Genomic DNA, 19,045 nt, shown 5'->3' with positions numbered 1-19,045 from the left:
AAGGCCGGCCTTCCGCCCGAGCTATGCGGCAAACCGCGTTTACTCGACAGGCCAGGCGCAACTCTGTTCGCCGACATCCATGCACGGCTCATAAACGGCAACCGCGCTTTCGCTTCCGTCTTCCCAGACAACCTGGACGGCGATGGTCTGCGCAGTGGCGGCGGGGAGCTTGAGCGCTATGGTTTCCGGCCCCGCGCCCGGCGGCAGCGCCATCGGGTTCTGCGGATTGCATTCAACTAGCTCGAAACGCTTGTCCAGCGCCTTGGAATTGATCGAATACCGGATTTCCATTAGCCGGCAATGCAAGGTCTGCAGCGCGGTGAAATATATCCATTGCGCGCCGTCGAAATCCCGGAACTGCACCCAACCCGACTGGCGGCTTGCGTCGAGCATCGTCTGGTAGAGGGCCTGTGGCGGAACCTGCGACTTTTCCTGTGCGCCGGCGGTACCGCTGACCACAACCATCGCGCAGGCCGAAACGCCCGTTCGCCAGAACCTCAACGAACCCATCATGACAAAACTCCGCACGCTGTATTTTCAGGCTACCGGTTGTGACCGTCGATTGGAACCCATAACAGGGTCTGATGACAGAGCGGTTAACCGCGCGCGAATTGTTCAACTTTTTGGTCGGGGTGGACGCGCCGGCCGGATTTTGCTGCCATCGGTTGAAGGCCGGCGCCGGGTGCCGGATTGCTGTCGGGAAAACCCGCGTCGGCAGGGAAATGATCTTGGACGGACTGAAACGGCTTCGCGATTGGTACGCTTATGTGCCGCCGGATTTGCCGGCCGGCGAGGCCCGCATCTTCAGCGGAGCCAAGATCGGCTACAGCGTCCTGATCGCTCTGCAGGGCGTTTCGGCGTGCACTCCGGGCCGGTTGTGGCCGGTGTCATCGGTCGGAAAAATTTACCTATGATTTATGGGGCGACACCGTCAACATTACCGCGTGCATGGAAAGCCACGGCGAAGCCGGGCGCATACAGATCAGCGCCGACACAGCCGAACGGCTTGGCGACGCATTTGTGCTCGAGCCGCGCGGTACGATCGAGATCAAGGGAAGGGGCCGCATGGCAACCCACTTCCTGGTGGGCGAGCGAGCGGAGCATGGCTGAGCTCATGGTTCCACCGGCCGACCGATGAAAGCTGCAGTATGGGCATCAAAAACTACTTGATCGAAGGCGTTTCCGGCACCGGCAAGACGTCGGTCGCCCTCGCATTGCGGCGGCGCGGTTATCATTCCATCAACGGTGATACGGAGCTCGCCTATCAGGGCGATCCGAAGACCGGAAAACCGGTCGATGGGTTTGCCCATGAGCACCATATCTGGAATGTCGGGAAGGTCAGGGCGCTCGTGGCGGACCGCAGCCATGCAGCGACATTCTTCTGCGGCGGCTCCCGCAATCACTCCAGCTTCATCGACCTGTTCGACCGGGTCTTCGTTCTTGAGGTCGATCTGGCCACATTGAACCGCCGGCTTGCCGCCAGACCGCCAGGCGAGTGGGGCGGCCGGCCCGCCGAGCGCCGGATAATCAGGCGACTGCACGCGACGAAGGAGGACGTCCCGAAGGGCGTTGTCACAATCGACGCCAGCCGGCCGATTGAGCTTGTCGTCGACGCGATCCTGGAAAAGTGCAGCTAGCGCAGTCGAACAATGATGTGTCGGCTAATCTTCACTTTTCAGCTTTCCCTTCAGCCCGTAAAGCGCTTCCAGCGCTTCGCGCGGCGTCATCTCGTCGGGATTGAGCTCGAAGAGCGCGGTTTCGACCTCGGACGGGCCTTTTGACGGCGCCGGCTCGCGTCTGACCTCGGCCGAGAACAGCGGCAAATCGTCAATCAACTGATGCGCCGGGCTCTTGCGCTCGCCTTCTTCGAGCTGGCTGAGCACATCGCGGGCGCGGGCGACAACGGATTCGGGAAGCCCCGCCAGCCGCGCCACCTGAATGCCGTAGGAGCGGTCGGCGGCACCGGGGCCGACTTCGTGCAGAAAGATGACGTCACCCTCCCATTCTTTCACCCGCATCGTTGCGTTGGCGAGCCGGTCCAGCTTTTCCGACAGTGCCGTCAGCTCGTGGAAATGGGTGGCAAAGAGCGCCCGGCAGCGATTGACTTCGTGCAGGTGCTCGACCGCCGCCCATGCGATGGAAAGCCCGTCGAAGGTTGCAGTGCCGCGCCCGATCTCGTCAAGAATCACCAGCGAGCGCTCGCTCGCCTGGTTGAGGATCGCCGCCGTCTCCACCATCTCGACCATGAAGGTCGAACGGCCGCGCGCCAGATCGTCCGAGGCGCCGACTCGGCTGAACAGCCGGTCGACGACACCGATATGGGCGCTGCCGGCCGGAACGAAGGAGCCCATCTGCGCCATCACCGCGATCAGCGCGTTCTGCCGCAGGAAGGTGGATTTGCCGCCCATATTCGGGCCGGTCAGCAGCCAGATGGCGCCGTCCTCCGCGCCCTCATTTGGAGACAGATCGCAATCATTGGCGACGAACGGTCCCTCCGCCTGGCGCCGCAGAGCCTGTTCGACCACCGGATGGCGGCCCGCCACCACGTGAAACATGGTTGAATGGTCGATGGTCGGGCGGCAATAGCCCTGTTCCCCGGCAAGCGCCGCCAGCGCGGCCGACACGTCGAGCACGGACAGCGCCTCTGCCGCCCCTGAAATCGCCTCCGCCGCCTCCACGACGGCGGCGGTCAGCCGGTCATAGATGTCGAACTCGATGGTCAGCGCGCGGTCGGCGGCATTGGCGATGCGGCTTTCCAGATCGGCGAGTTCCGTCGTCGTGAACCGCATCGCATTGGCCATCGTCTGCCGGTGGATGAACCGGGCCTTGGCGTCATCGCCCTCGGTCAGCGCCGCGGAGTTGTTCGCCGTTACCTCGATGAAATAGCCCAGCACATTGTTGTGCTTGATCTTCAGCGACCTGACGCCGGTCTCGTCGGCATATTGCGCCTGCAGGCCGGCGATCACCTTGCGCGACTGGTCGCGCAAGGCCCGCATCTCGTCGAGCTCGCCATTGTATCCGGCACGCACGAAGCCGCCGTCGCGGCGCAGCAACGGCAGTTCGTCTGCGAGTGCCGCATCGAGCAGTTCGGACAATGCGCCGGGCAGGCTGCGCAATCGGTCAACGGATTCGGCAATCTCGTCCGCCGGTTCCGCATCTTCAAAAAAAACCGCGATCCGGCGCGCCGTTTCAAGACCCTGCCGGATGGCCCCGAGATCCCGTGGCCCGCCCCGGTTGAGCGCCAGCCGCGACAGCGCCCGCGGCATGTCGGGCACCGCTTTCAGGGCCTCGCGCATGTCATGGCCGGTGCGGTCCTGCGCCAGGAACCAGGAAACGGCATCAAGGCGGGTGCCGATGGCGCCCGGATCGGTCAGCGGCGACATCAGCCGCTCGGCAAGCAGCCGCGCCCCGCCGCCGGTCACGGTCCGGTCGATGGCGGCGAGCAGGCCGCCCTTGCGGTCGCCCGACAAGGTTCGCAGCAGTTCCAGGTTGGTGCGGGTTGCTGGATCGATGAACAGATTGGCACCGTCCGCCTCGCGTTGCGGGCGCTGCAGGGGAGGCCGCTCCGAAAGCTGCGTCTTCTCCACATAGGCAATGGCCGCGGCGGCGGCCGCCAGTTCCGGCCGGGAGTAACTGCCGAAGCCGTCGAGCGTCGCGACGTCGAAGAAGCGCTTGATGCGGCCCTCGGCGCTGGAACTGTCGAACAGAACCGAAGGCTGCGGCGAGACGATGGCACCGATGAGATCGAAGACCGGACGCAGTTCCTCGTCATGAAAGACCCGGTCGGAGACGATCAGTTCCTTCGGGTCGATCCGCATCACGTCTGCGGCAAGGCGTCCCGCCGTGGTTTCGCTGAGCCGGAAGGTGCCGGTCGAGATGTCGACCCAGGCGAGCGCAAAGCCGCCCTGGCCGGCGCCTTTGACCCGGGCAAGCGCCATCAGGTAGTTGGATTCGGACGGCGAGAGCAGCTTTTCTTCCGTCAGCGTGCCGGGCGTGACCAGGCGGATGACCTCGCGGCGGACCACGGCTTTCGAACCGCGTTTCTTGGCCTCCGCCGGATCTTCCGTCTGCTCGCACACGGCGACGCGGTAGCCTTTGGCGATCAGCTTCTGCAGATAGTCGTCGGCGGCATGGACGGGCACGCCGCACATCGGAATGTCCTGGCCCAGATGCTGGCCGCGCTTGGTCAGCGTGATGCCCAGCGCCTTCGCGGCTTCCACCGCGTCGCCGAAGAACAGTTCGTAGAAATCGCCCATGCGATAAAACAGCAGCGCATCGGGATGCGCGGCCTTGATCTCGATGAACTGCTCCATCATCGGAGTGGCTGCTGCCCGGCTTTCCGTCGTGGCAAGCATGGCGGTGGTGAGCATCTTGTTCATTCCCGGCAGTCGTTGCGGCCAGATTGTCGCCGCTTCACGACCTATTGTCTCCCTGTCTGGCCGCCGATCGCATCGCGGGCGATGTGCGCATTTGTGGCGAAAGGCGGTTGGCACTTTCAACCATTTCGCTAAGCTGCATCATCGTCGGCGAACTTTACAGGCGGCCAGTGGCACCCTAACGGTGCCTGCGCAGCAAAAACAACAGGGCAGGCGGCTTGAATGCGCTTCGCCCACAACAGGTTAGGAAATATGCCCGAGTCCGTAAATGAGTCCCGGTCCATGTCGACCGTCACCGAGCAGGAAGCCCTTGAGTTCCACGCGCGCGGACGGCCGGGCAAGCTTGAAATCAACGCCACCAAACCGATGGCGACCCAGCGCGACCTGTCGCTCGCCTACTCGCCGGGTGTGGCCGTTCCGGTCAAAGCCATTGCCGAGGAGCCTTCGCGCGCCTTCGATTACACCGCGCGCGGCAACCTCGTCGGTGTCATCTCCAACGGAACCGCGATCCTCGGTCTCGGCAATCTCGGCGCGCTCGCGTCCAAGCCGGTCATGGAGGGCAAGGCGGTCCTGTTCAAGCGCTTCGCCGATGTCGATTCCATCGATCTGGAGGTCGGCACCGAAGACATCGATGAATTCGTCAACTGCGTAAAGCACCTCGGGCCGTCCTTCGGCGGCATCAATCTGGAGGACATCAAGGCGCCGGACTGTTTCATTATCGAGCAGCGCCTGCGCGAGGTGATGGACATTCCGGTGTTTCATGACGACCAGCACGGCACCGCCATCATCGCTGTCGCCGGTCTGATCAACGCGCTGCACCTGACCGGCCGTGACATGAAGACCACGAAGCTGGTGTGCAACGGCGCCGGCGCCGCGGCCATCGCCTGCATCGAACTGATCAAGTCGATGGGCTTCACGTCCGAGAACATCACCCTTTGCGACACCAAGGGCGTCATCTACCAGGGCCGCGAAGAGGGCATGAACCAGTGGAAGTCGGCTCATGCCGTCAAAACCTCCGACCGCACGCTGGCCGAGGCCGTTGAGGGCGCGGATGTCTTTTTCGGCCTTTCCGTGAAGGGCGCGCTCACCGAGGACATGGTTCGCTCCATGGCCGGCAACCCGATCATTTTCGCCATGGCCAATCCGGATCCCGAAATAACGCCGGAAGAGGTCGCCCGTATCCGCGACGATGCGATCATGGCCACGGGCCGCTCCGATTATCCGAACCAGGTCAACAACGTCCTTGGCTTTCCCTATATCTTCCGCGGCGCGCTGGATGTGCGCGCCTCGACGATCAATGATGCCATGAAGATCGCCGCCGCCGAGGCGCTTGCGAATCTCGCGCGCGAGAACGTGCCGGACGAGGTGGCCGCCGCCTATCGTGGCAATCGTCCGCGTTTCGGGCCGCACTATATCATTCCCGTGCCTTTCGATCCGCGCCTCCTGTCGGACGTGCCTCGGGCCGTTGCCCGCGCCGCCATGGATTCGGGCGTGGCGCAGCGGCCGATCGTCGATCTGGAAGCCTATGGCCGCGAGCTTTCGGCGCGGCGCGATCCGATCGCCTCCACGCTGCAGCGGATCTACCAGCGCGTGCGCCGCCAGCCCCGCCGGGTGGTCTTTGCCGAGGGCGAGGAGGAGCACGTCATGCGCGCCGCCGTTTCCTATGCCAACCAGCAGCTTGGCACCGCCATCCTGCTTGGCCGTATCGAGCAGATGGAGGAGATGGCAAATCAGGCCGGCATCGACCTGGAAATACCCGGTATCGAACTCGTCAATGCGCGTGTCTCGCGACGTGTCGAAGCCTACACGGAGTATCTCTATGCGCGCCTGCAACGCAGCGGATATCTTTACCGTGACTGCCAGCGGCTGATCAACACGGACCGCAACCATTTCGGCTCCTGCATGGTGGCCCTCGGCGATGCCGACGCCATGGTGACGGGCACGACCCGAAACTATTCGACCGCGCTTGAGGACGTGCGCCGCTGCGTCGATGTCAAACCCGGCCACCGTGTGATCGGCGTGTCGCTGGCGCTGTGCCGCGGCCGCACGGTTCTCGTTGCCGATACGGCGGTGATCGACATGCCCGATTCCGAAGAGCTTGCCGACATCGCGGAGGAAGCGGCCGGCGTCGCCCGCCGCCTTGGATATGAGCCGCGCGTTGCGATGCTCGCCTATTCGACCTTCGGCCATCCTCCCGGCGAGCGTGCCGAACGGGTCCGCGAGGCGGTCAATATTCTCGACAAGCGGCGGGTCGATTTCGAGTATGACGGCGAGATGGCGGCCGATGTGGCGCTGAACCTCGACGTCATGCGGCAATATCCATTCTGCCGCCTGTCCGGGACCGCCAATGTGCTGGTCATGCCGGCGTTCCACTCGGCGTCGATCTCGACCAAGATGTTGCAGGAACTGGGCGGTTCGACGGTCATCGGTCCGCTGCTTGTCGGGCTCGACAAGTCGATCCAGATCGTTTCCATGGGCGCCCGCGATTCCGATATCGCCAATATGGCGGCCATCGCGGCCTACAATGTCGGCAGCTAAAGAAAAGGGCGGGTCATCATCAGACCCGCCCCATCTTGCATTCGATCATTTACCGCGTGTGTTCCTCAGGAAGCGAAGCGGCTGGCGTCGGCGCCGTAATAGTTGAGATAGCGATCGCTGATCTTGGAAATCGGCAGCACGACCATGACGTCGGTGGTGCCGAATGCCCGGTCGATGACCGCGCCGTCGCCGACCATCGCGCCAAGGCGCAGATAGCCTTTCAGCAGCGGCGGCATGGCCGAGATCGCGCTGCGCGTATCGACGGCTTCCTTCGGCATCAGGTCCATATTGTTGTAGAGTTCCGGCCGCGCGCTGACCGCCCAGGAGCCGGTCGCCAGGCAATTGTGATACAGGAACGAGAGCGGCAGGGCATGCGCCTCGGGCTGCACGCCCGGCATGGAGGCGCAGCCGAACATGGCGTCGATACCGTGCTCAAGCGAGTAGGCCCAATTGCCCTGCCACAGCAGTTCGACCGTCCGGCGGGTGCGGTACTTCGGCAGAACGCATGAGCGCCCAAGCTCCAGGAACCTTTTTTCCGGGTGCCGGGCCAGCATATCGGCGATGGCGAATTCGGAGGTCGAATAAAAGCCGTCATTGGCGCGCGCAACCTCCTGCCGCAAAAGGCGGTAGGTGCCGACGATCTGCTCTTCCGAGCTGCCGACGATCGACCGGTCAATGACCAGGAGATGGTCACAGACAGCATCGAATGCGTCCATGTCGCGGCCTTTGCGCATCGATTCGGGCGGCAGGACGGCTCCCATTTCCTTTGCGAAAACCTCGAAGCGAACGGCCTGCGCGGCATCGATTTCCGCCTGCGTGCAGGCAAGGCGCGTCTCCAGGTCGCCGATTCGGCCGAGAATCGCGGTTTCCCCGCCCATCACTTCAAGCGCCGGATTCGACGCGGCGCCCTTGGCCGGCGGTGTTTGGCGCAAGTTCAGTGTCATGGCTGTTCAATCCTGTGGTAATGTCTTGACGCCCATTAAGCAGAACAATGCGACAAAGCGGTGACATAGCGCCACGGCCCTGCCACGATAAGTTGTCCGCGCCTTTTTTGTTCACCCTCGTTAAGCAATCACTTTTTCATATCGACAACGACCCGGCCCCTGACCTTTCCGTCGATCAGCGCCTTCGCGGTATCGATAATATCATCAAAGCCGATCGTTTTCGATAGAGCATGCAGCTTGGAAAGGTCGAGGTCCTGTGTCAGCCGGCTCCAGGCCTCTTCGCGACGCTGCTTCGGTGCCATGACGGAATCGACCCCGAGAAGCGCGACGCCGCGCAGGATGAAAGGCATGACGGTCGCCGGCAGATCCGCGCCCTGCGCCAGGCCGCAGGCGGCCACCGCGCCGCCATAGCGGGTCATCGACAGCGCATTGGCAAGCGTGTGGCTGCCGACGGAATCGATGCCGCCCGCCCAGCGTTCCTTGCCCAGCGGCCGGCCCGGCTCTGAAAGTTCGGCACGGTCGATGATCTCGGAAGCGCCGAGCGACCTGAGAAACTCCGCCTCGTCGGGCCGGCCCGTCGAGGCGACGACTTCGTAGCCGAGTTTCGAAAGGATCGAGATGGCGACGGAACCGACCCCGCCATTGGCGCCGGTGACAAGGATCGGCCCGGAAGCGGGTGTGATGCCATAGCGCTCCAGGGCCATGACACACAGCATCGAGGTGTATCCGGCGGTGCCGATGGCCATCGCGTCAAGAGCGCTCAGGCCCGACGGTCTATGGATAAGCCAGTCGCCGCTCAGCCGTGCATAGCGCGCATAGGCGCCCGTATGGGTCTCGCCGACGCCCCAGCCATTGAGAATGACCTGGTCGCCTTCCTTGTATCCTTCGTGGTCCGACTGCACGACGGTGCCGGCGCAGTCGATCCCGGGCACCATCGGCCATCTGCGAACCACCGGCGCCTTGCCGGTGATTGCAAGCCCGTCCTTGTAGTTGACCGTTGTCGCTTCGACCTCGACGACGACATCGCCGTCCATCAGCTCGGCAAGGCCAATCTCGCGAGTCTCTACGCTCTGCACCTTGTCGTCATCGCGCGTGATAAGGATGGCCTTGAACGGTTCCTGCATGTTTGTTCCTCCGGTTGCGGGCTTTAAGCCGCGCAGGTTTCAAGAATTTTCCGATTCCGCCGGATCGCTCCGGTAAATCCACTTTCCGAACAACTCGTCGATGATAATCGCCGCGGCGCCGACGGTGATGAACGAGTCGGCCAGGTTGAACACGGCAAAATACCAGCTTTGGGTGTGAACCAGAATATAATCAATGACATAGCCATGCACCGACCGGTCTATTAGGTTGCCTATGGCACCCGCGACGATGAAGGCGAAGCCGGTCTGGCTCATCCACCGCTTCGGGCTGCTCTTCGCCCAAAGCACGGCGACAAAGGCGATCACCAGCAGCATCAGCGCGATCAGCCACTTCTCGCCGACAAATGTCAGCATGGAAAAGGCGATGCCCTCATTCTGCGTGTGATACAGCGCCAGCACGGGTAGCACATCCACCATCTCCCGCAGCGGCAGGTATTTTTCCACGGCCCATTTGACGGTCTGGTCGATTGCCACAAGCACCGCGACAAGTCCCATCGCGAAACGCGGGCGGGAAAAAAGAGACCGTACGGCTTTCATGGTCAGACCTCCAGCAGGTGTCGGCGGGCTTCAAACAGCATAACAGCAGTTGCCACCGCAAGGTTCAGCGAATCGGCCCGCCCGCTCTGCGGAATACGCGCCAGCCGGTCGCAACGCTCGACAAGGCCGGCGGGCAGGCCGGCCTGCTCGTTGCCCATCAGCAGGATGGTGGGTGCGGCGGCATAGTCAATTGTCCGATAGTCGATCGCTCCGTCCAGATGCGTGCCGACGAGCAGCGCATCCCGTGCATCGCGCCATTTCAGGAAGCCGTCAATGTCGGACCGGGCCACCGGCACGGAAAAGATCGAGCCCATGGTTGCCCGGATCGTCTCCAGCGAGAAAGGATCCGTCGAATCCCCGACGAGAACCAACCCGCTGGCGCCGGCCGCATCTGCTGTCCGGATGATCGTTCCGAGATTGCCCGGGTCGCGAACCCGGTCCAGCGCAATATACGTCTCGCCTGGTTTCGGGTGCATGTCCTTGAGCGCCGTGTAGCGCTGCTCGAAGACGCCGCAGACCATTTGCGGATTGTCGCGTCGCGTGATGGCGCCGAGCACTTTCTGCGGCACCTCGAGGACCAGCCCGCCGGCGGCAACCGTCCGCGCCGCCACATTTTCCACATTCGCGTTGCTCTTGGCGTCCTTTGCATAGACCAGCGTCCGGATCTGCCAGCCCTGGTCGAGCGCGTCGATCACCAGTTTCAGCCCCTCGGTCATGAAGCTCGATGACCGGTCGCGGTTCTTCTTGAGGCCGAGCGCCCGGATCTCCTTGATGACCGGATTGCTCAGGCTGGTGATTTGCTTGACCTGTCCGACGCGGCCGAGCGGGGTGCGGTTCATGACGCCACCCAGCGGCTGAAGAGAGAGGTCGAGAGCGCGCGCCCGGCCGACTGCTCGCGCAGGATCAACTCGCCCGATTCGACCGTGCCGCCGGCCCCGCGCATGGTCTCGCACATCAGCTCGTGGATCGAATAGAACGAGGCGCGGATGGAATAGGCGGTCAGCACCAGCGCGACCGGGCGGTCGGCGAGGATCGAACGGCATATGTCGAGCATGGCCGGCAGGTGATCGAACAGCTGCCAGACTTCGCCATTCGGCCCGCGGCCGAATTTCGGCGGATCGGTCAGGATGATGTCATAGCCCTTGCCGCGCCGCTCCTCCCGGGCGATGAATTTCATCGCATCGTCGCAGATCCACCGGATCGGTCTGTCCTCCAGCCCCGCCAGCACCTGATTCTCCCGGGCCCACCCGATCGCCTTCTTCGACGCGTCGACATGGGTGACTTCGGCGCCGGCCGCGGCGGCGATCAGCGAGGCGACCCCGGTATAGCCGAAGAGATTGAGAACCTTGATCGGCCGTCCGGCCGCCGCGATGGTCTCGCGCATCCAGCGCCAGTGGGCGATCTGCTCGGGAAAAACGCCGACATGGCGGAACGATGTGAAACGCCCGTGGAAGTCGACATCCATGAGCCGCATCGGCCAGGTTTCGCCGAGCGCAGCCGCCGGAAAGCGCCAGCGGCCCATGCCATCCTCGTCCGTGTCCCCGGTGAAGACGGCGTCCGCCGATTGCCATGTCTCCTTTTCCATGGCCCTCGGCCACAGCGCCTGTGATTCCGGGCGGATGATCCGGTAGGGTCCGTATTGCTCGAGCTTCGCGCCATGGCCGGTGTCGATAAGGCTGTAGCCGTCGGTTGCGGGCGTCTCCAGGATGACCGGAACGTTTTCGGCCGGCCTCTGGCCATTGCGCCGTGGCCGCTCCTGCAGTGGCGCGGTTATCGGTTGCGGGTCCCGGGCTGCCGATTTCGCGGGCTGGTTGGCGCGCCCGCCTGCCTGCCGAACGGGCGGGCGGGAACCGGTCGAGGATCGTTTCCCGGCCGTTCGGTGCCGCTTTTGCCGCGTGTTTCCGCGTTGTTTTTCCTTCAAGAAATCCGTCCGATCCGTTTTCCTGGCCGGCTCTTGCCGATGACTGCAAATAGCACTTGAGTTCCCCTTGGCAAAGGCGTTTTGTGACGCATAGTTTAAACGAGGCAGAATGATTGAGGCCCGGCCACCGGGAGGAAGGGACAAAAAATGGAAATGCAAGGCGAAGAACGCATCGCGGCTTCAAGGGAAGCGGTCTGGGCGGCGCTCAACGATCCGGAAATCCTCAAACAGTGCATTCCGGGATGCCAGTCGCTGGAAATGACCGGCGAGAATGAAATGTCCGCCGCGGTGAAGCTGAAGGTCGGGCCGGTGTCCGCGACCTTCAAGGGCTCCGTGACGCTCGAAAACATTCGCCCGCCGGAGGGCTATACGATCACCGGCGAGGGCAAGGGCGGCATTGCCGGCTTTGCCAAGGGCGGAGCCGATGTGGCACTGCGCGAGGACGGTGCCGAAACGGTTTTGACCTATGACGTCAAGGCGCAGGTCGGCGGCAAGCTGGCGCAACTCGGCTCGCGGCTGATCGATTCGACATCGAAGAAGCTCGCCGGCCAGTTCTTCGCAAGTTTCGGGGAGATCGTCGGGGGTCAGTCCTCCTGACCCGCCCCCTGCTGAAACCGCTGCCAAACGAGGCAGCCGGCGGCAAAATCCTCCAGGGACGCGCCGGTTGACTTGAACAGCGTGATCTCGTCGGGTCCGATCCGCCCGGTATGCTCGCCGCGGCACAGCATCGCCAGCTCCGCCACAACGTCGGAGCGGTGAATGAGGCCCGATTCCAGCGGTTGGACGAGATCGCCGCCTTCCTTGAGTGCCCCGTCGAACGTGTCGACGAAGAGGCTGGAACGGCGCACGGCTTCGTCATCGCTTTCACGCAAGGCCGGCGTGAAGGCGCCGACAAGATCGAGATGGGCGCCCGGAGAAAGCCACGCGCCTTCGATGAGCGGCTCGGCGGTAATCGTCGCGGCCGAGACGATATCGGCCTCGCCGATCGCAGCGGCCCGGTCGTCCGTCACCGCGATGTCGAAATCCTCGCCGGCCAGTTCGTCGGCAAGCCGTTCGGCATTGGCCCGGTTGCGGTTCCACAGGGTCACGGCCTTGATCGGCCGAATCGATGCGTGGGCACGGATGAGATAGGGCGCCAGTTTTCCGGCGCCGATCATCACCAGCTTCTCCGCGTCCTCGCGCGCCAGGAACCCGGCGGCGAGCGCAGAAGCGGCGGCGGTGCGCCACAGGGTCAGTTTCTGGCCGTCGATAAGCGCCAGCGGCGCGCAGGTCGTGCCGTCCGAAAGCAGGTAGACGCCCATCACGGCCGGCAGGCCGACGGCGTTGTTGTCCGGACTGACCGAGACGATTTTCACGCCGGTGAAGCCGTTTCCCTCGATCTGACCGGAGGCAAAATCGCTCCAGGCGGGCATCAGCAGCATTGTGCTGTCGCTGCCTTCCTTGCGCTCGATCGTGTGGTGGTGGCGGACCGGAGCCCGCACCCCGCCGGTGAATGCGTCCCGCAGCGCCCGGATCAGGGCAGGAAAGTCCAGCAGGTCGTCGACCTCTTGTGCCGAGATGATTTTCACCGGATCAATCCGCCGTCTGTCAGGCCGATGTCAGGGAGTTGCCGCCGCCCGAAACCGCCTCGGCGCGCTCGCGCTGGCGGTCGGCCTCGGTGTGCCAGCGAACCGCTTCCTTGGCTTCCTGGCGCGCCTTCTTGCGGTATTTGCCCTGTCTGAACCATGTCGCCAGCGACCCGATCACCATGCCGATCATCACGGCAAGGAACAGGAACACGAAGAACGGCGCGCTTACGGAAAGCACCGTGTCGCCCGGATCGAACGGGTTGAGCGCCAGGGTGGCGGTTCCCCGATTGGCGACCGAAAGAACGATCAGGATGATCGCGACCGGTACAAGGATGACGATATTGATCAGTTTTCTGGCCATGGCGTGCGAACCTGTTTGTCAGCCAATACGGAGTTGGGGTCGGTCAAGGTCGATGTCAACAATCGGACCCACCGGTATCCGGTCACGAATAACACTGCAATCGGCTGTAGGCCAGACGGGGCTGCGGATCAATTCTCCGGGTTGAGCCGCTCACGCAGCTCCTTGCCGGTCTTGAAGAAAGGAACCCATTTTTCTTCAACGAACACGGCTTCGCCGGTTCGCGGATTACGGCCAGACCGCGACGGACGGTTCTTGACGGAAAAGGCGCCGAAGCCTCTGAGCTCCACCCGGTTGCCGTCGGCGAGCGCATCGGTGATCTCGTCAAGGATGGCATTGACGATGTTTTCCACGTCGCGATGGTAAAGGTGCGGATTTCGGGCGGCAATGATATGCACTAACTCCGACTTGATCACGGTTGTTCCCCTCATCCGTGCTAATTTTCTGTCGAGCCAAATTGCCAAACGGAAACAAGGCCGTCAAGGAACAACTTGCGATCGATCAGTTGCTGAAACTGATCGGCAAAAGGAATGGCGTCGCCCCGCCAGGCGCTCAGCAGGCGGATGATGGCATTGCCGAAGAGCAGTTCGCCGCGCGATTTCGGCCGTTCCCATTCGACGATTTTCAACGAATCCGCCACGCCCTTGTCGCTCAGATAGGTACGTATTTCCGTGTCGCCTCCAATGATGTCGACCAGGCCGTTATCGGCCGCCTGCCTTCCGGTGAAGATGCTTCCGTCCGCGAGTTTCAGCGTATCGGTCCGTGACAGGCCGCGGCATTCGGCCACGATGTCGACGAACCAGTTGTAGGAATCATTGACCATCGAGCGGATCATCGCTCTCGCCTGCGGGCTGGCCTGGTGGAACGGCGACGGCTCGGCCTTGAGCGGTGCGGATTTGATCTCCTGTACGGATACGCCCACCTTTTCCAGCAGGTCCGCGACCTGGGCGTACTGGAAGATCACCCCGATCGAGCCGACGATCGATGTGTCCCCGGCAACGATATAATCGCCCCCGCAGGCAACCATGTAGGCTGCCGATGCCGCCAGGGTCCGCACTTCGGCGACCACCGGCTTGTCGGCGGCCACGGCACGCACCGCCTTGTAGAGCGTTTCGCCTCCATAGGAGGTCCCGCCGGGCGATTCCAGCCGCACGATCAGCGCCTTCACCCGCTCACTCTTGCGGATGTTGTCAAGGCGCTCGACCATTTCCGTATTGTCGGTGATGACGCCTGAAATGGTTACCCGCGCGACATGGTCGGCGGATTTTCCGCCGATGGGGTCGGACGGGCTGCCGCTCAAGACCAGCCCGGCGATGCCGGCGATGACGACGACAAAGGCGATGACGCGCCAGAAGGTCAGCTTGCGTCTGAGCCGCCTGCGGTCAGCAATCCCGTTTTGGTCCATTGTACTTCCCGATTTCGTGTAACAGCGTCTTGATATTGGACCATTGAGATAGCAGATTGATGCCGGTCGACGTAACAACAAATTGCAATTTGAAAAAAATCGTAATTTTAACGATTCGGCTGCACAATAAGACCACATTGGGTCTATATGCGCACGGAACCTTGTGATAAGTTTTGTCCGACGCTGATTTGGACAATGTTGTGTAAGCGTTGGCCGGGAATCCGGCCGGGGGATTACGGGCTTTTATGGGCAATGTGAAGGTAAATCCGGATCGGCGTGATCGGGCCGCTAGCAACTATGCTGCAGCGATTCGGCACTCGCGGCGCGTAAGACTGCTGAAAGTGGCGTTCCCTGCCGTGACGCTTCTGGCCGTGGCGGCTTTTGTCGGATCGACCATGATCTCGCGCGCCCTGCCCGAGGGCGCATCCATCGACAAGGCAGCCTTTTCAGGCGGCAAGATTATTATGAGCAACCCGGTCATGACCGGCCAGGTCGGCGACGACCAGAGCTATTCGGTCGCCGCCAGCCGCGCCGTGCAGGACGTGTCCGCACCTTCCGTCATCCGGCTGGAGGACATTGTGGCCGATTTTCCGCTTGGCGAAACGGAAGTCGCCGTGCTCAGCGCATTGAGCGGCATCTACAACCGCGATGAGGAGTTGCTGACCTTCGACCAGCCTTTTTCCGTGACGACCGAATCCGGTGTCAAGGCCGAGCTCAACTCCGCGAACATCGATATCAAGGCGGACAGTCTGAAGTCCGACAAACAGGTCAAAATCGAAACGGAGAAGGCCACGCTCATTGCGCAGTCGCTGACAATGACCGATAAGGGGGCAACTGTCATCTTTGGCAATGGTGTCCAGATGACGATCAAACCCGGTGCGGTCCAGTCCGCCGCCGATGCGAGCGGCGGCTGATAACCGCGATTGACGATGGTATCGCGCATGTCTCCTACAGTCCGATCCGGATTACGCCGCTTTGTCCTTGCAGCCGTACTGGCCGTCACGGCTTCATCCGCTCAGGCGCAGGACACGGCGGGCAGCCGTCTTGAAGGCCTGGCGCTGTCGGGCGATCAGCCGATTCAGATCGAAAGCGATCAGCTGAAAGTCGAGGACGAGAAGGGAACGGCCACGTTCACCGGCAATGTCAAGGTGGTTCAGGGCAAGACCATGATGCAGTCCGGCCGCATGACAGTCTACTATGCCAAGGACGGCGGCTCGCCCGCAACCGGAACCTCCCGTATCGACCGCATCGATGTCGGCGGCAAGATCTATATCCGTTCCGAGAACCAGGAAGCCACGGCCGATCGCGGGGTCTTCGACATGAAGACCGAGGTCGTCGAACTGACCGGCGATCGCGTCATATTGTCCGAGGGCAATAATGTTTTCGTCGGTTGCAAGCTGACGGTTTTCATGAAAACGGGTGAGGCCAAGCTGGAAAGCTGCGGAAACCGTGTGCGGATTCAACTGGACCCGAAATCGAGACAGCGGGACCAATGAGGCACACGCGTGTCGTGCGCGGAAGACTGCCTGGGTTTTCAGCCCGGAAAACCGGTGGTAAACGGACTGCCGTCCGTGATTGCGTTCCGTGGAACCGCGTCCGGCATTTTGTGAGTTAAGGCAACAGCTATTGGCACAAATTTCGGCGATGTTCAGAGCCAAGACCGACGAAGCGGAGACAAAGGCCGCGGTTGCTAAGCGGGACCGGCAGGCGGAAGGCCAGGCTGACGGCGACCGCTTCGAAGGCACTTTGATCGCGCGCAATCTCACCAAGACCTACAAGGCGCGCCGCGTCGTCAACGGCGTGTCCCTGGGTGTGCGCCGCGGCGAAGCTGTCGGGCTTCTGGGGCCGAACGGCGCCGGCAAGACGACCTGTTTCTACATGATCACCGGCCTCGTGCCGGTCGACGAGGGCACCATCCGCATCGACGGCAATGATGTGACGCATATGCCGATGTATCGCCGGGCCCGCCTTGGCGTCGGATATCTGCCGCAGGAAGCCTCTATCTTTCGCGGCCTGAGCGTCGAGGGAAATATTCGCGCCGTGCTTGAGGTCGTGGAGCCCAAAAGGGATGAGCGTGAGAGAAAGCTCGACGAGTTGCTGGGTGAATTCGGCATCGAACATCTGCGCAAGGCGCCGTCCATTTCATTGTCGGGCGGCGAGCGACGGCGCCTCGAGATCGCGCGCGCCCTTGCGTCCGATCCGACCTTCATGCTGCTTGACGAACCCTTTGCCGGCGTCGATCCGATTGCCGTTTCCGATATTCAGGCCCTGGTGCGCCACCTCACGCAGCGCGGCATCGGCGTTCTGATCACCGATCACAATGTGCGCGAAACACTGAAGCTCATCGATCGCGCCTATATCATCCATACCGGAAAGGTGCTCACCCACGGGCGGCCGAACGAAATCATCGAGAACACCGATGTGCGCCGTCTTTACCTCGGGGAAGAGTTCAGCCTCTGATCCTCTCAGGCCCCGTGAGAGCGGCCATATCAGATTCACCTTGACTTTTTTGCGCAATAAGCAATTTTTGGGCCAGTTTTTTGAGCTGCGGTCAGAAATACGGTCGTTTTGGGTGTAAGGGTCAAGGGTATTCCGGGGTAGATGGCGTTATCCGCAACGCTGCAAACGCGGCAAAATCAATCGCTTGTGATGACACCACAGCTCATGCAGTCGATCCGGCTGCTGCAGCTGACCCATACGGAACTTCTGCAATACATCGAACAGGAAGTGGAGAAAAATCCGCTTCTGGAGCGGGCAGGCGCGGACGGCTCGGCAGGGTCCGATCGCCAGGAAGGCGAAGCCGCGCCCGATGCGGAGGATGCGGACTGGTTCCGTCCTGAGCTCAGCGAAAATGGCCGTGAAATTTCCGACCGGCTGGATGCCTCGCCCGAGGACGTCTTTCCCGAGGACAGCGGCGCCGCCGTCCCGGATGCGCCAGAGCTTGCATCGCAATGGAAATCCATGCCGGGGGCGGGCTCGAACGGTGCCGACGGCTATCATGACCTCGACGGTTATTCCGCTCGTCCGCCGACATTGCGTGAACATGTCAATGAGCAGATTATCTATTCGTTTCAGAGTGTTGCGGACAGGTTGATTGCCGCGGACATTGCCGATCACCTCGACCCCGCAGGCTATGTAAGTTTCGATCCCGCCGCCGTTGCCGAGCGTCTCGACGTGGATATCGCTGCGATCGAGAAAGTGCTGCATGCGCTGCAGGAGTTCGAGCCGGCGGGCCTGTTTGCACGTTCGCTGTCCGAATGTCTTGCCATTCAGCTGCGCCGCCGGGACCGGTACGATCCGGCGATGCGTGCGCTGGTCGACAATCTGGACCTGCTGGCGCGCCGCGATTTCAAGACGCTGAAGCCGCTCTGCGGCGTTGACGAGGCGGATCTTGTCGACATGCTCGCCGAAATCAGGGTGCTCGATCCGAAGCCCGGCAACCGCTTCGATTCGGCGCAGGTCCAGACCATTGTCGCGGATGTGATCGTCAGGCCTGCCGCCGGCGACTGGTCCGTCGAGCTCAATCCCGAGACGCTGCCGCGCGTCCTGATCGACCGGACCTATTTTGCCAGGATCTCGGCCGGAGCCGGCAACAGCACTGTCGACCGCGACTATCTCAACGAGTGCATGAAAAACGCCAACTGGCTGTCGAGGAGCCTCGATCAGCGGGCCAAGACCATCCTGAAAGTCGCCGGTGAGATCGTGCTGCGCCAGAACGAGTTTCTTGCCCATGGCGTGGAGTTTCTGCGCCCATTGACCCTCAAGTCGGTGGCCGATGCGATCGGCATGCACGAATCGACGGTCAGCCGCGTGACGTCCAACAAATACATGGCCACGCCGCGCGGAATTTTCGAGCTGAAATTCTTTTTTACCGCATCGATCGCCTCCTCTTCGGATGGCGAAGACCATTCTTCCGAGGCCGTCCGCCATCGAATTCGCCAATTGATCGAAGCCGAGACGCCACAGAAGGTCCTGTCGGACGACGCCATCGTCGGCCTCCTCAAGGATGATGGCGTCGATATCGCGCGCCGCACGGTGGCGAAATACCGCGAAGCCATGAATATCGCGTCCTCGGTGCAACGGCGGCGGGAAAAAAGGGCATTGGCGCGCGCCGGCGGATAGGCCGTTGGCCGGCGATGGCGCCGCATCGCCTGAGCTCCGCGCTGATCGTGCGACAGGGCCGATTTTGGCCGGTTCGATTGCACATTTCCTTGGTCGCGATGCATTGACATTTCCATCCGCTGGCCTTAAAGCCG

The 19,045-nt window shown here is 62.4% G+C and carries 20 protein-coding genes; 9 read left to right on the top strand and 11 right to left on the bottom strand.

All coding sequences use genetic code 11. From position 1 onward, the window contains the following. Nucleotides 1-39 precede the first annotated feature (39 nt). Nucleotides 40-513 (bottom strand): hypothetical protein, encoded by a 474-nt coding sequence (locus OOZ53_RS13305; RefSeq protein ID WP_271090076.1) that lies wholly within the window; start codon nucleotides 511-513, stop codon nucleotides 40-42. A 215-nt stretch (nucleotides 514-728) separates the two neighbouring features. Here OOZ53_RS13305 and OOZ53_RS13300 point away from each other — a divergent pair, with 215 nt between their 5' ends. The 3 genes from OOZ53_RS13300 to OOZ53_RS13290 are packed head-to-tail and all read left to right on the top strand — an operon-like array spanning nucleotide 729 to nucleotide 1,637. Next, the gene (locus tag OOZ53_RS13300) at nucleotides 729-914 is read left to right on the top strand and encodes a hypothetical protein (RefSeq protein WP_271090075.1); all 186 of its coding nucleotides are present in this window, start codon (nucleotides 729-731) and stop codon (nucleotides 912-914) included. Nucleotides 915-948: 34 nt separating this feature from the next. Next, nucleotides 949-1,110: an adenylate/guanylate cyclase domain-containing protein gene (locus tag OOZ53_RS13295; protein ID WP_271090074.1), complete on the top strand. Its 162-nt coding sequence runs from the start codon at nucleotides 949-951 to the stop codon at nucleotides 1,108-1,110. 38 nt (nucleotides 1,111-1,148) lie between these two features. Beyond that, nucleotides 1,149-1,637, top strand: a complete 489-nt coding sequence (locus OOZ53_RS13290; RefSeq protein WP_271090073.1) for an AAA family ATPase — start codon at nucleotides 1,149-1,151, stop codon at nucleotides 1,635-1,637. 24 nt (nucleotides 1,638-1,661) lie between these two features. Here the strand turns inward: OOZ53_RS13290 and mutS are convergent, their stop codons facing one another. Continuing rightward, nucleotides 1,662-4,379 (bottom strand): DNA mismatch repair protein MutS, encoded by a 2,718-nt coding sequence (gene mutS / locus OOZ53_RS13285; protein ID WP_271090072.1) that lies wholly within the window; start codon nucleotides 4,377-4,379, stop codon nucleotides 1,662-1,664. A gap of 249 nt (nucleotides 4,380-4,628) precedes the next feature. On the opposite strand from mutS, the gene OOZ53_RS13280 reads away from it, so the two are divergent. Then, nucleotides 4,629-6,914, top strand: coding sequence for an NADP-dependent malic enzyme (locus tag OOZ53_RS13280; protein ID WP_271090071.1), 2,286 nt, complete (start codon nucleotides 4,629-4,631; stop codon nucleotides 6,912-6,914). Nucleotides 6,915-6,979: 65 nt separating this feature from the next. Here OOZ53_RS13280 and olsB read toward each other — a convergent pair whose 3' ends face one another. The 5 genes from olsB to OOZ53_RS13255 all read right to left on the bottom strand — a co-directional run bounded on the left by olsB (nucleotide 6,980) and on the right by OOZ53_RS13255 (nucleotide 11,458). After that, a complete protein-coding gene (gene olsB, locus OOZ53_RS13275) occupies nucleotides 6,980-7,792 on the bottom strand; it encodes a l-ornithine N(alpha)-acyltransferase (protein WP_271090152.1) in 813 nt (270 codons plus the stop codon). A 194-nt stretch (nucleotides 7,793-7,986) separates the two neighbouring features. Further along, a complete protein-coding gene (gene acuI, locus OOZ53_RS13270; protein ID WP_271090070.1) occupies nucleotides 7,987-8,982 on the bottom strand; it encodes an acrylyl-CoA reductase (NADPH) in 996 nt (331 codons plus the stop codon). 39 nt (nucleotides 8,983-9,021) lie between these two features. Further along, nucleotides 9,022-9,537: a signal peptidase II gene (lspA, locus tag OOZ53_RS13265; RefSeq protein ID WP_271090069.1), complete on the bottom strand. Its 516-nt coding sequence runs from the start codon at nucleotides 9,535-9,537 to the stop codon at nucleotides 9,022-9,024. A gap of 2 nt (nucleotides 9,538-9,539) precedes the next feature. Continuing rightward, nucleotides 9,540-10,376: a TrmH family RNA methyltransferase gene (locus tag OOZ53_RS13260; RefSeq protein ID WP_271090068.1), complete on the bottom strand. Its 837-nt coding sequence runs from the start codon at nucleotides 10,374-10,376 to the stop codon at nucleotides 9,540-9,542. After that, nucleotides 10,373-11,458, bottom strand: coding sequence for a class I SAM-dependent methyltransferase (locus OOZ53_RS13255; RefSeq protein WP_271090067.1), 1,086 nt, complete (start codon nucleotides 11,456-11,458; stop codon nucleotides 10,373-10,375). Before OOZ53_RS13255 ends, OOZ53_RS13260 begins: the two co-directional genes overlap by 4 nt. 147 nt (nucleotides 11,459-11,605) lie before the next feature. Here OOZ53_RS13255 and OOZ53_RS13250 point away from each other — a divergent pair, with 147 nt between their 5' ends. Beyond that, a complete protein-coding gene (locus OOZ53_RS13250) occupies nucleotides 11,606-12,055 on the top strand; it encodes an SRPBCC family protein (protein ID WP_271090066.1) in 450 nt (149 codons plus the stop codon). Here the strand turns inward: OOZ53_RS13250 and lhpI are convergent. The 4 genes from lhpI to sppA all read right to left on the bottom strand — a co-directional run bounded on the left by lhpI (nucleotide 12,043) and on the right by sppA (nucleotide 14,789). Continuing rightward, nucleotides 12,043-13,026, bottom strand: coding sequence for a bifunctional Delta(1)-pyrroline-2-carboxylate/Delta(1)-piperideine-2-carboxylate reductase (gene lhpI, locus OOZ53_RS13245; protein WP_271090065.1), 984 nt, complete (start codon nucleotides 13,024-13,026; stop codon nucleotides 12,043-12,045). The genes OOZ53_RS13250 and lhpI overlap by 13 nt on opposite strands. Before the next feature lie 19 nt (nucleotides 13,027-13,045). Further along, nucleotides 13,046-13,387 carry a LapA family protein gene (locus OOZ53_RS13240; protein ID WP_271090064.1) on the bottom strand — a complete coding sequence of 114 codons (342 nt, stop codon included), beginning with the start codon at nucleotides 13,385-13,387 and terminating at the stop codon, nucleotides 13,046-13,048. Between the two features lie 128 nt (nucleotides 13,388-13,515). Further along, the gene (locus OOZ53_RS13235; RefSeq protein ID WP_271090151.1) at nucleotides 13,516-13,800 is read right to left on the bottom strand and encodes an integration host factor subunit beta; all 285 of its coding nucleotides are present in this window, start codon (nucleotides 13,798-13,800) and stop codon (nucleotides 13,516-13,518) included. A gap of 20 nt (nucleotides 13,801-13,820) precedes the next feature. After that, on the bottom strand, nucleotides 13,821-14,789 hold the full coding sequence (gene sppA, locus OOZ53_RS13230; RefSeq protein ID WP_271090063.1) for a signal peptide peptidase SppA: 969 nt from the start codon (nucleotides 14,787-14,789) through the stop codon (nucleotides 13,821-13,823). Nucleotides 14,790-15,145: 356 nt separating this feature from the next. Between sppA and OOZ53_RS13225 the strand changes: the two genes are divergently transcribed. The 4 genes from OOZ53_RS13225 to rpoN all read left to right on the top strand — a co-directional run bounded on the left by OOZ53_RS13225 (nucleotide 15,146) and on the right by rpoN (nucleotide 18,911). Next, the gene (locus tag OOZ53_RS13225) at nucleotides 15,146-15,703 is read left to right on the top strand and encodes a hypothetical protein (protein ID WP_271090062.1); all 558 of its coding nucleotides are present in this window, start codon (nucleotides 15,146-15,148) and stop codon (nucleotides 15,701-15,703) included. A 27-nt stretch (nucleotides 15,704-15,730) separates the two neighbouring features. Then, a complete protein-coding gene (locus OOZ53_RS13220) occupies nucleotides 15,731-16,285 on the top strand; it encodes an LptA/OstA family protein (RefSeq protein ID WP_271090061.1) in 555 nt (184 codons plus the stop codon). A gap of 148 nt (nucleotides 16,286-16,433) precedes the next feature. After that, nucleotides 16,434-17,249 carry an LPS export ABC transporter ATP-binding protein gene (gene lptB, locus OOZ53_RS13215; protein WP_271090150.1) on the top strand — a complete coding sequence of 272 codons (816 nt, stop codon included), beginning with the start codon at nucleotides 16,434-16,436 and terminating at the stop codon, nucleotides 17,247-17,249. A gap of 141 nt (nucleotides 17,250-17,390) precedes the next feature. Next, nucleotides 17,391-18,911: an RNA polymerase factor sigma-54 gene (gene rpoN / locus OOZ53_RS13210; protein ID WP_271090060.1), complete on the top strand. Its 1,521-nt coding sequence runs from the start codon at nucleotides 17,391-17,393 to the stop codon at nucleotides 18,909-18,911. Nucleotides 18,912-19,045 lie beyond the last annotated feature (134 nt).

Source organism: Allohoeflea poritis, from assembly GCF_027889715.1.
GTDB lineage: Bacteria > Pseudomonadota > Alphaproteobacteria > Rhizobiales > Rhizobiaceae > Hoeflea_A > Hoeflea_A poritis.
The sequence above is the reverse complement of the archived record's forward strand: the minus strand, read 5'-3'. Positions and strand labels throughout refer to the sequence as shown.

Coding starts and splice junctions, on each gene's coding strand:
- OOZ53_RS13240 (WP_271090064.1), bottom strand. CDS start 13,387: ATGGCCAGAAAACTGATCAATATCGTCATCCTTGTACCGGTCGCGATC.
- OOZ53_RS13305 (WP_271090076.1), bottom strand. CDS start 513: ATGATGGGTTCGTTGAGGTTCTGGCGAACGGGCGTTTCGGCCTGCGCG.
- mutS (WP_271090072.1), bottom strand. CDS start 4,379: ATGAACAAGATGCTCACCACCGCCATGCTTGCCACGACGGAAAGCCGG.
- rpoN (WP_271090060.1), top strand. CDS start 17,391: ATGGCGTTATCCGCAACGCTGCAAACGCGGCAAAATCAATCGCTTGTG.
- OOZ53_RS13295 (WP_271090074.1), top strand. CDS start 949: ATGGAAAGCCACGGCGAAGCCGGGCGCATACAGATCAGCGCCGACACA.
- OOZ53_RS13280 (WP_271090071.1), top strand. CDS start 4,629: ATGCCCGAGTCCGTAAATGAGTCCCGGTCCATGTCGACCGTCACCGAG.
- OOZ53_RS13250 (WP_271090066.1), top strand. CDS start 11,606: ATGGAAATGCAAGGCGAAGAACGCATCGCGGCTTCAAGGGAAGCGGTC.
- acuI (WP_271090070.1), bottom strand. CDS start 8,982: ATGCAGGAACCGTTCAAGGCCATCCTTATCACGCGCGATGACGACAAG.
- OOZ53_RS13220 (WP_271090061.1), top strand. CDS start 15,731: ATGTCTCCTACAGTCCGATCCGGATTACGCCGCTTTGTCCTTGCAGCC.
- lptB (WP_271090150.1), top strand. CDS start 16,434: ATGTTCAGAGCCAAGACCGACGAAGCGGAGACAAAGGCCGCGGTTGCT.
- sppA (WP_271090063.1), bottom strand. CDS start 14,789: ATGGACCAAAACGGGATTGCTGACCGCAGGCGGCTCAGACGCAAGCTG.
- OOZ53_RS13290 (WP_271090073.1), top strand. CDS start 1,149: ATGGGCATCAAAAACTACTTGATCGAAGGCGTTTCCGGCACCGGCAAG.
- olsB (WP_271090152.1), bottom strand. CDS start 7,792: ATGGGCGGGGAAACCGCGATTCTCGGCCGAATCGGCGACCTGGAGACG.
- OOZ53_RS13260 (WP_271090068.1), bottom strand. CDS start 10,376: ATGAACCGCACCCCGCTCGGCCGCGTCGGACAGGTCAAGCAAATCACC.
- lspA (WP_271090069.1), bottom strand. CDS start 9,537: ATGAAAGCCGTACGGTCTCTTTTTTCCCGCCCGCGTTTCGCGATGGGA.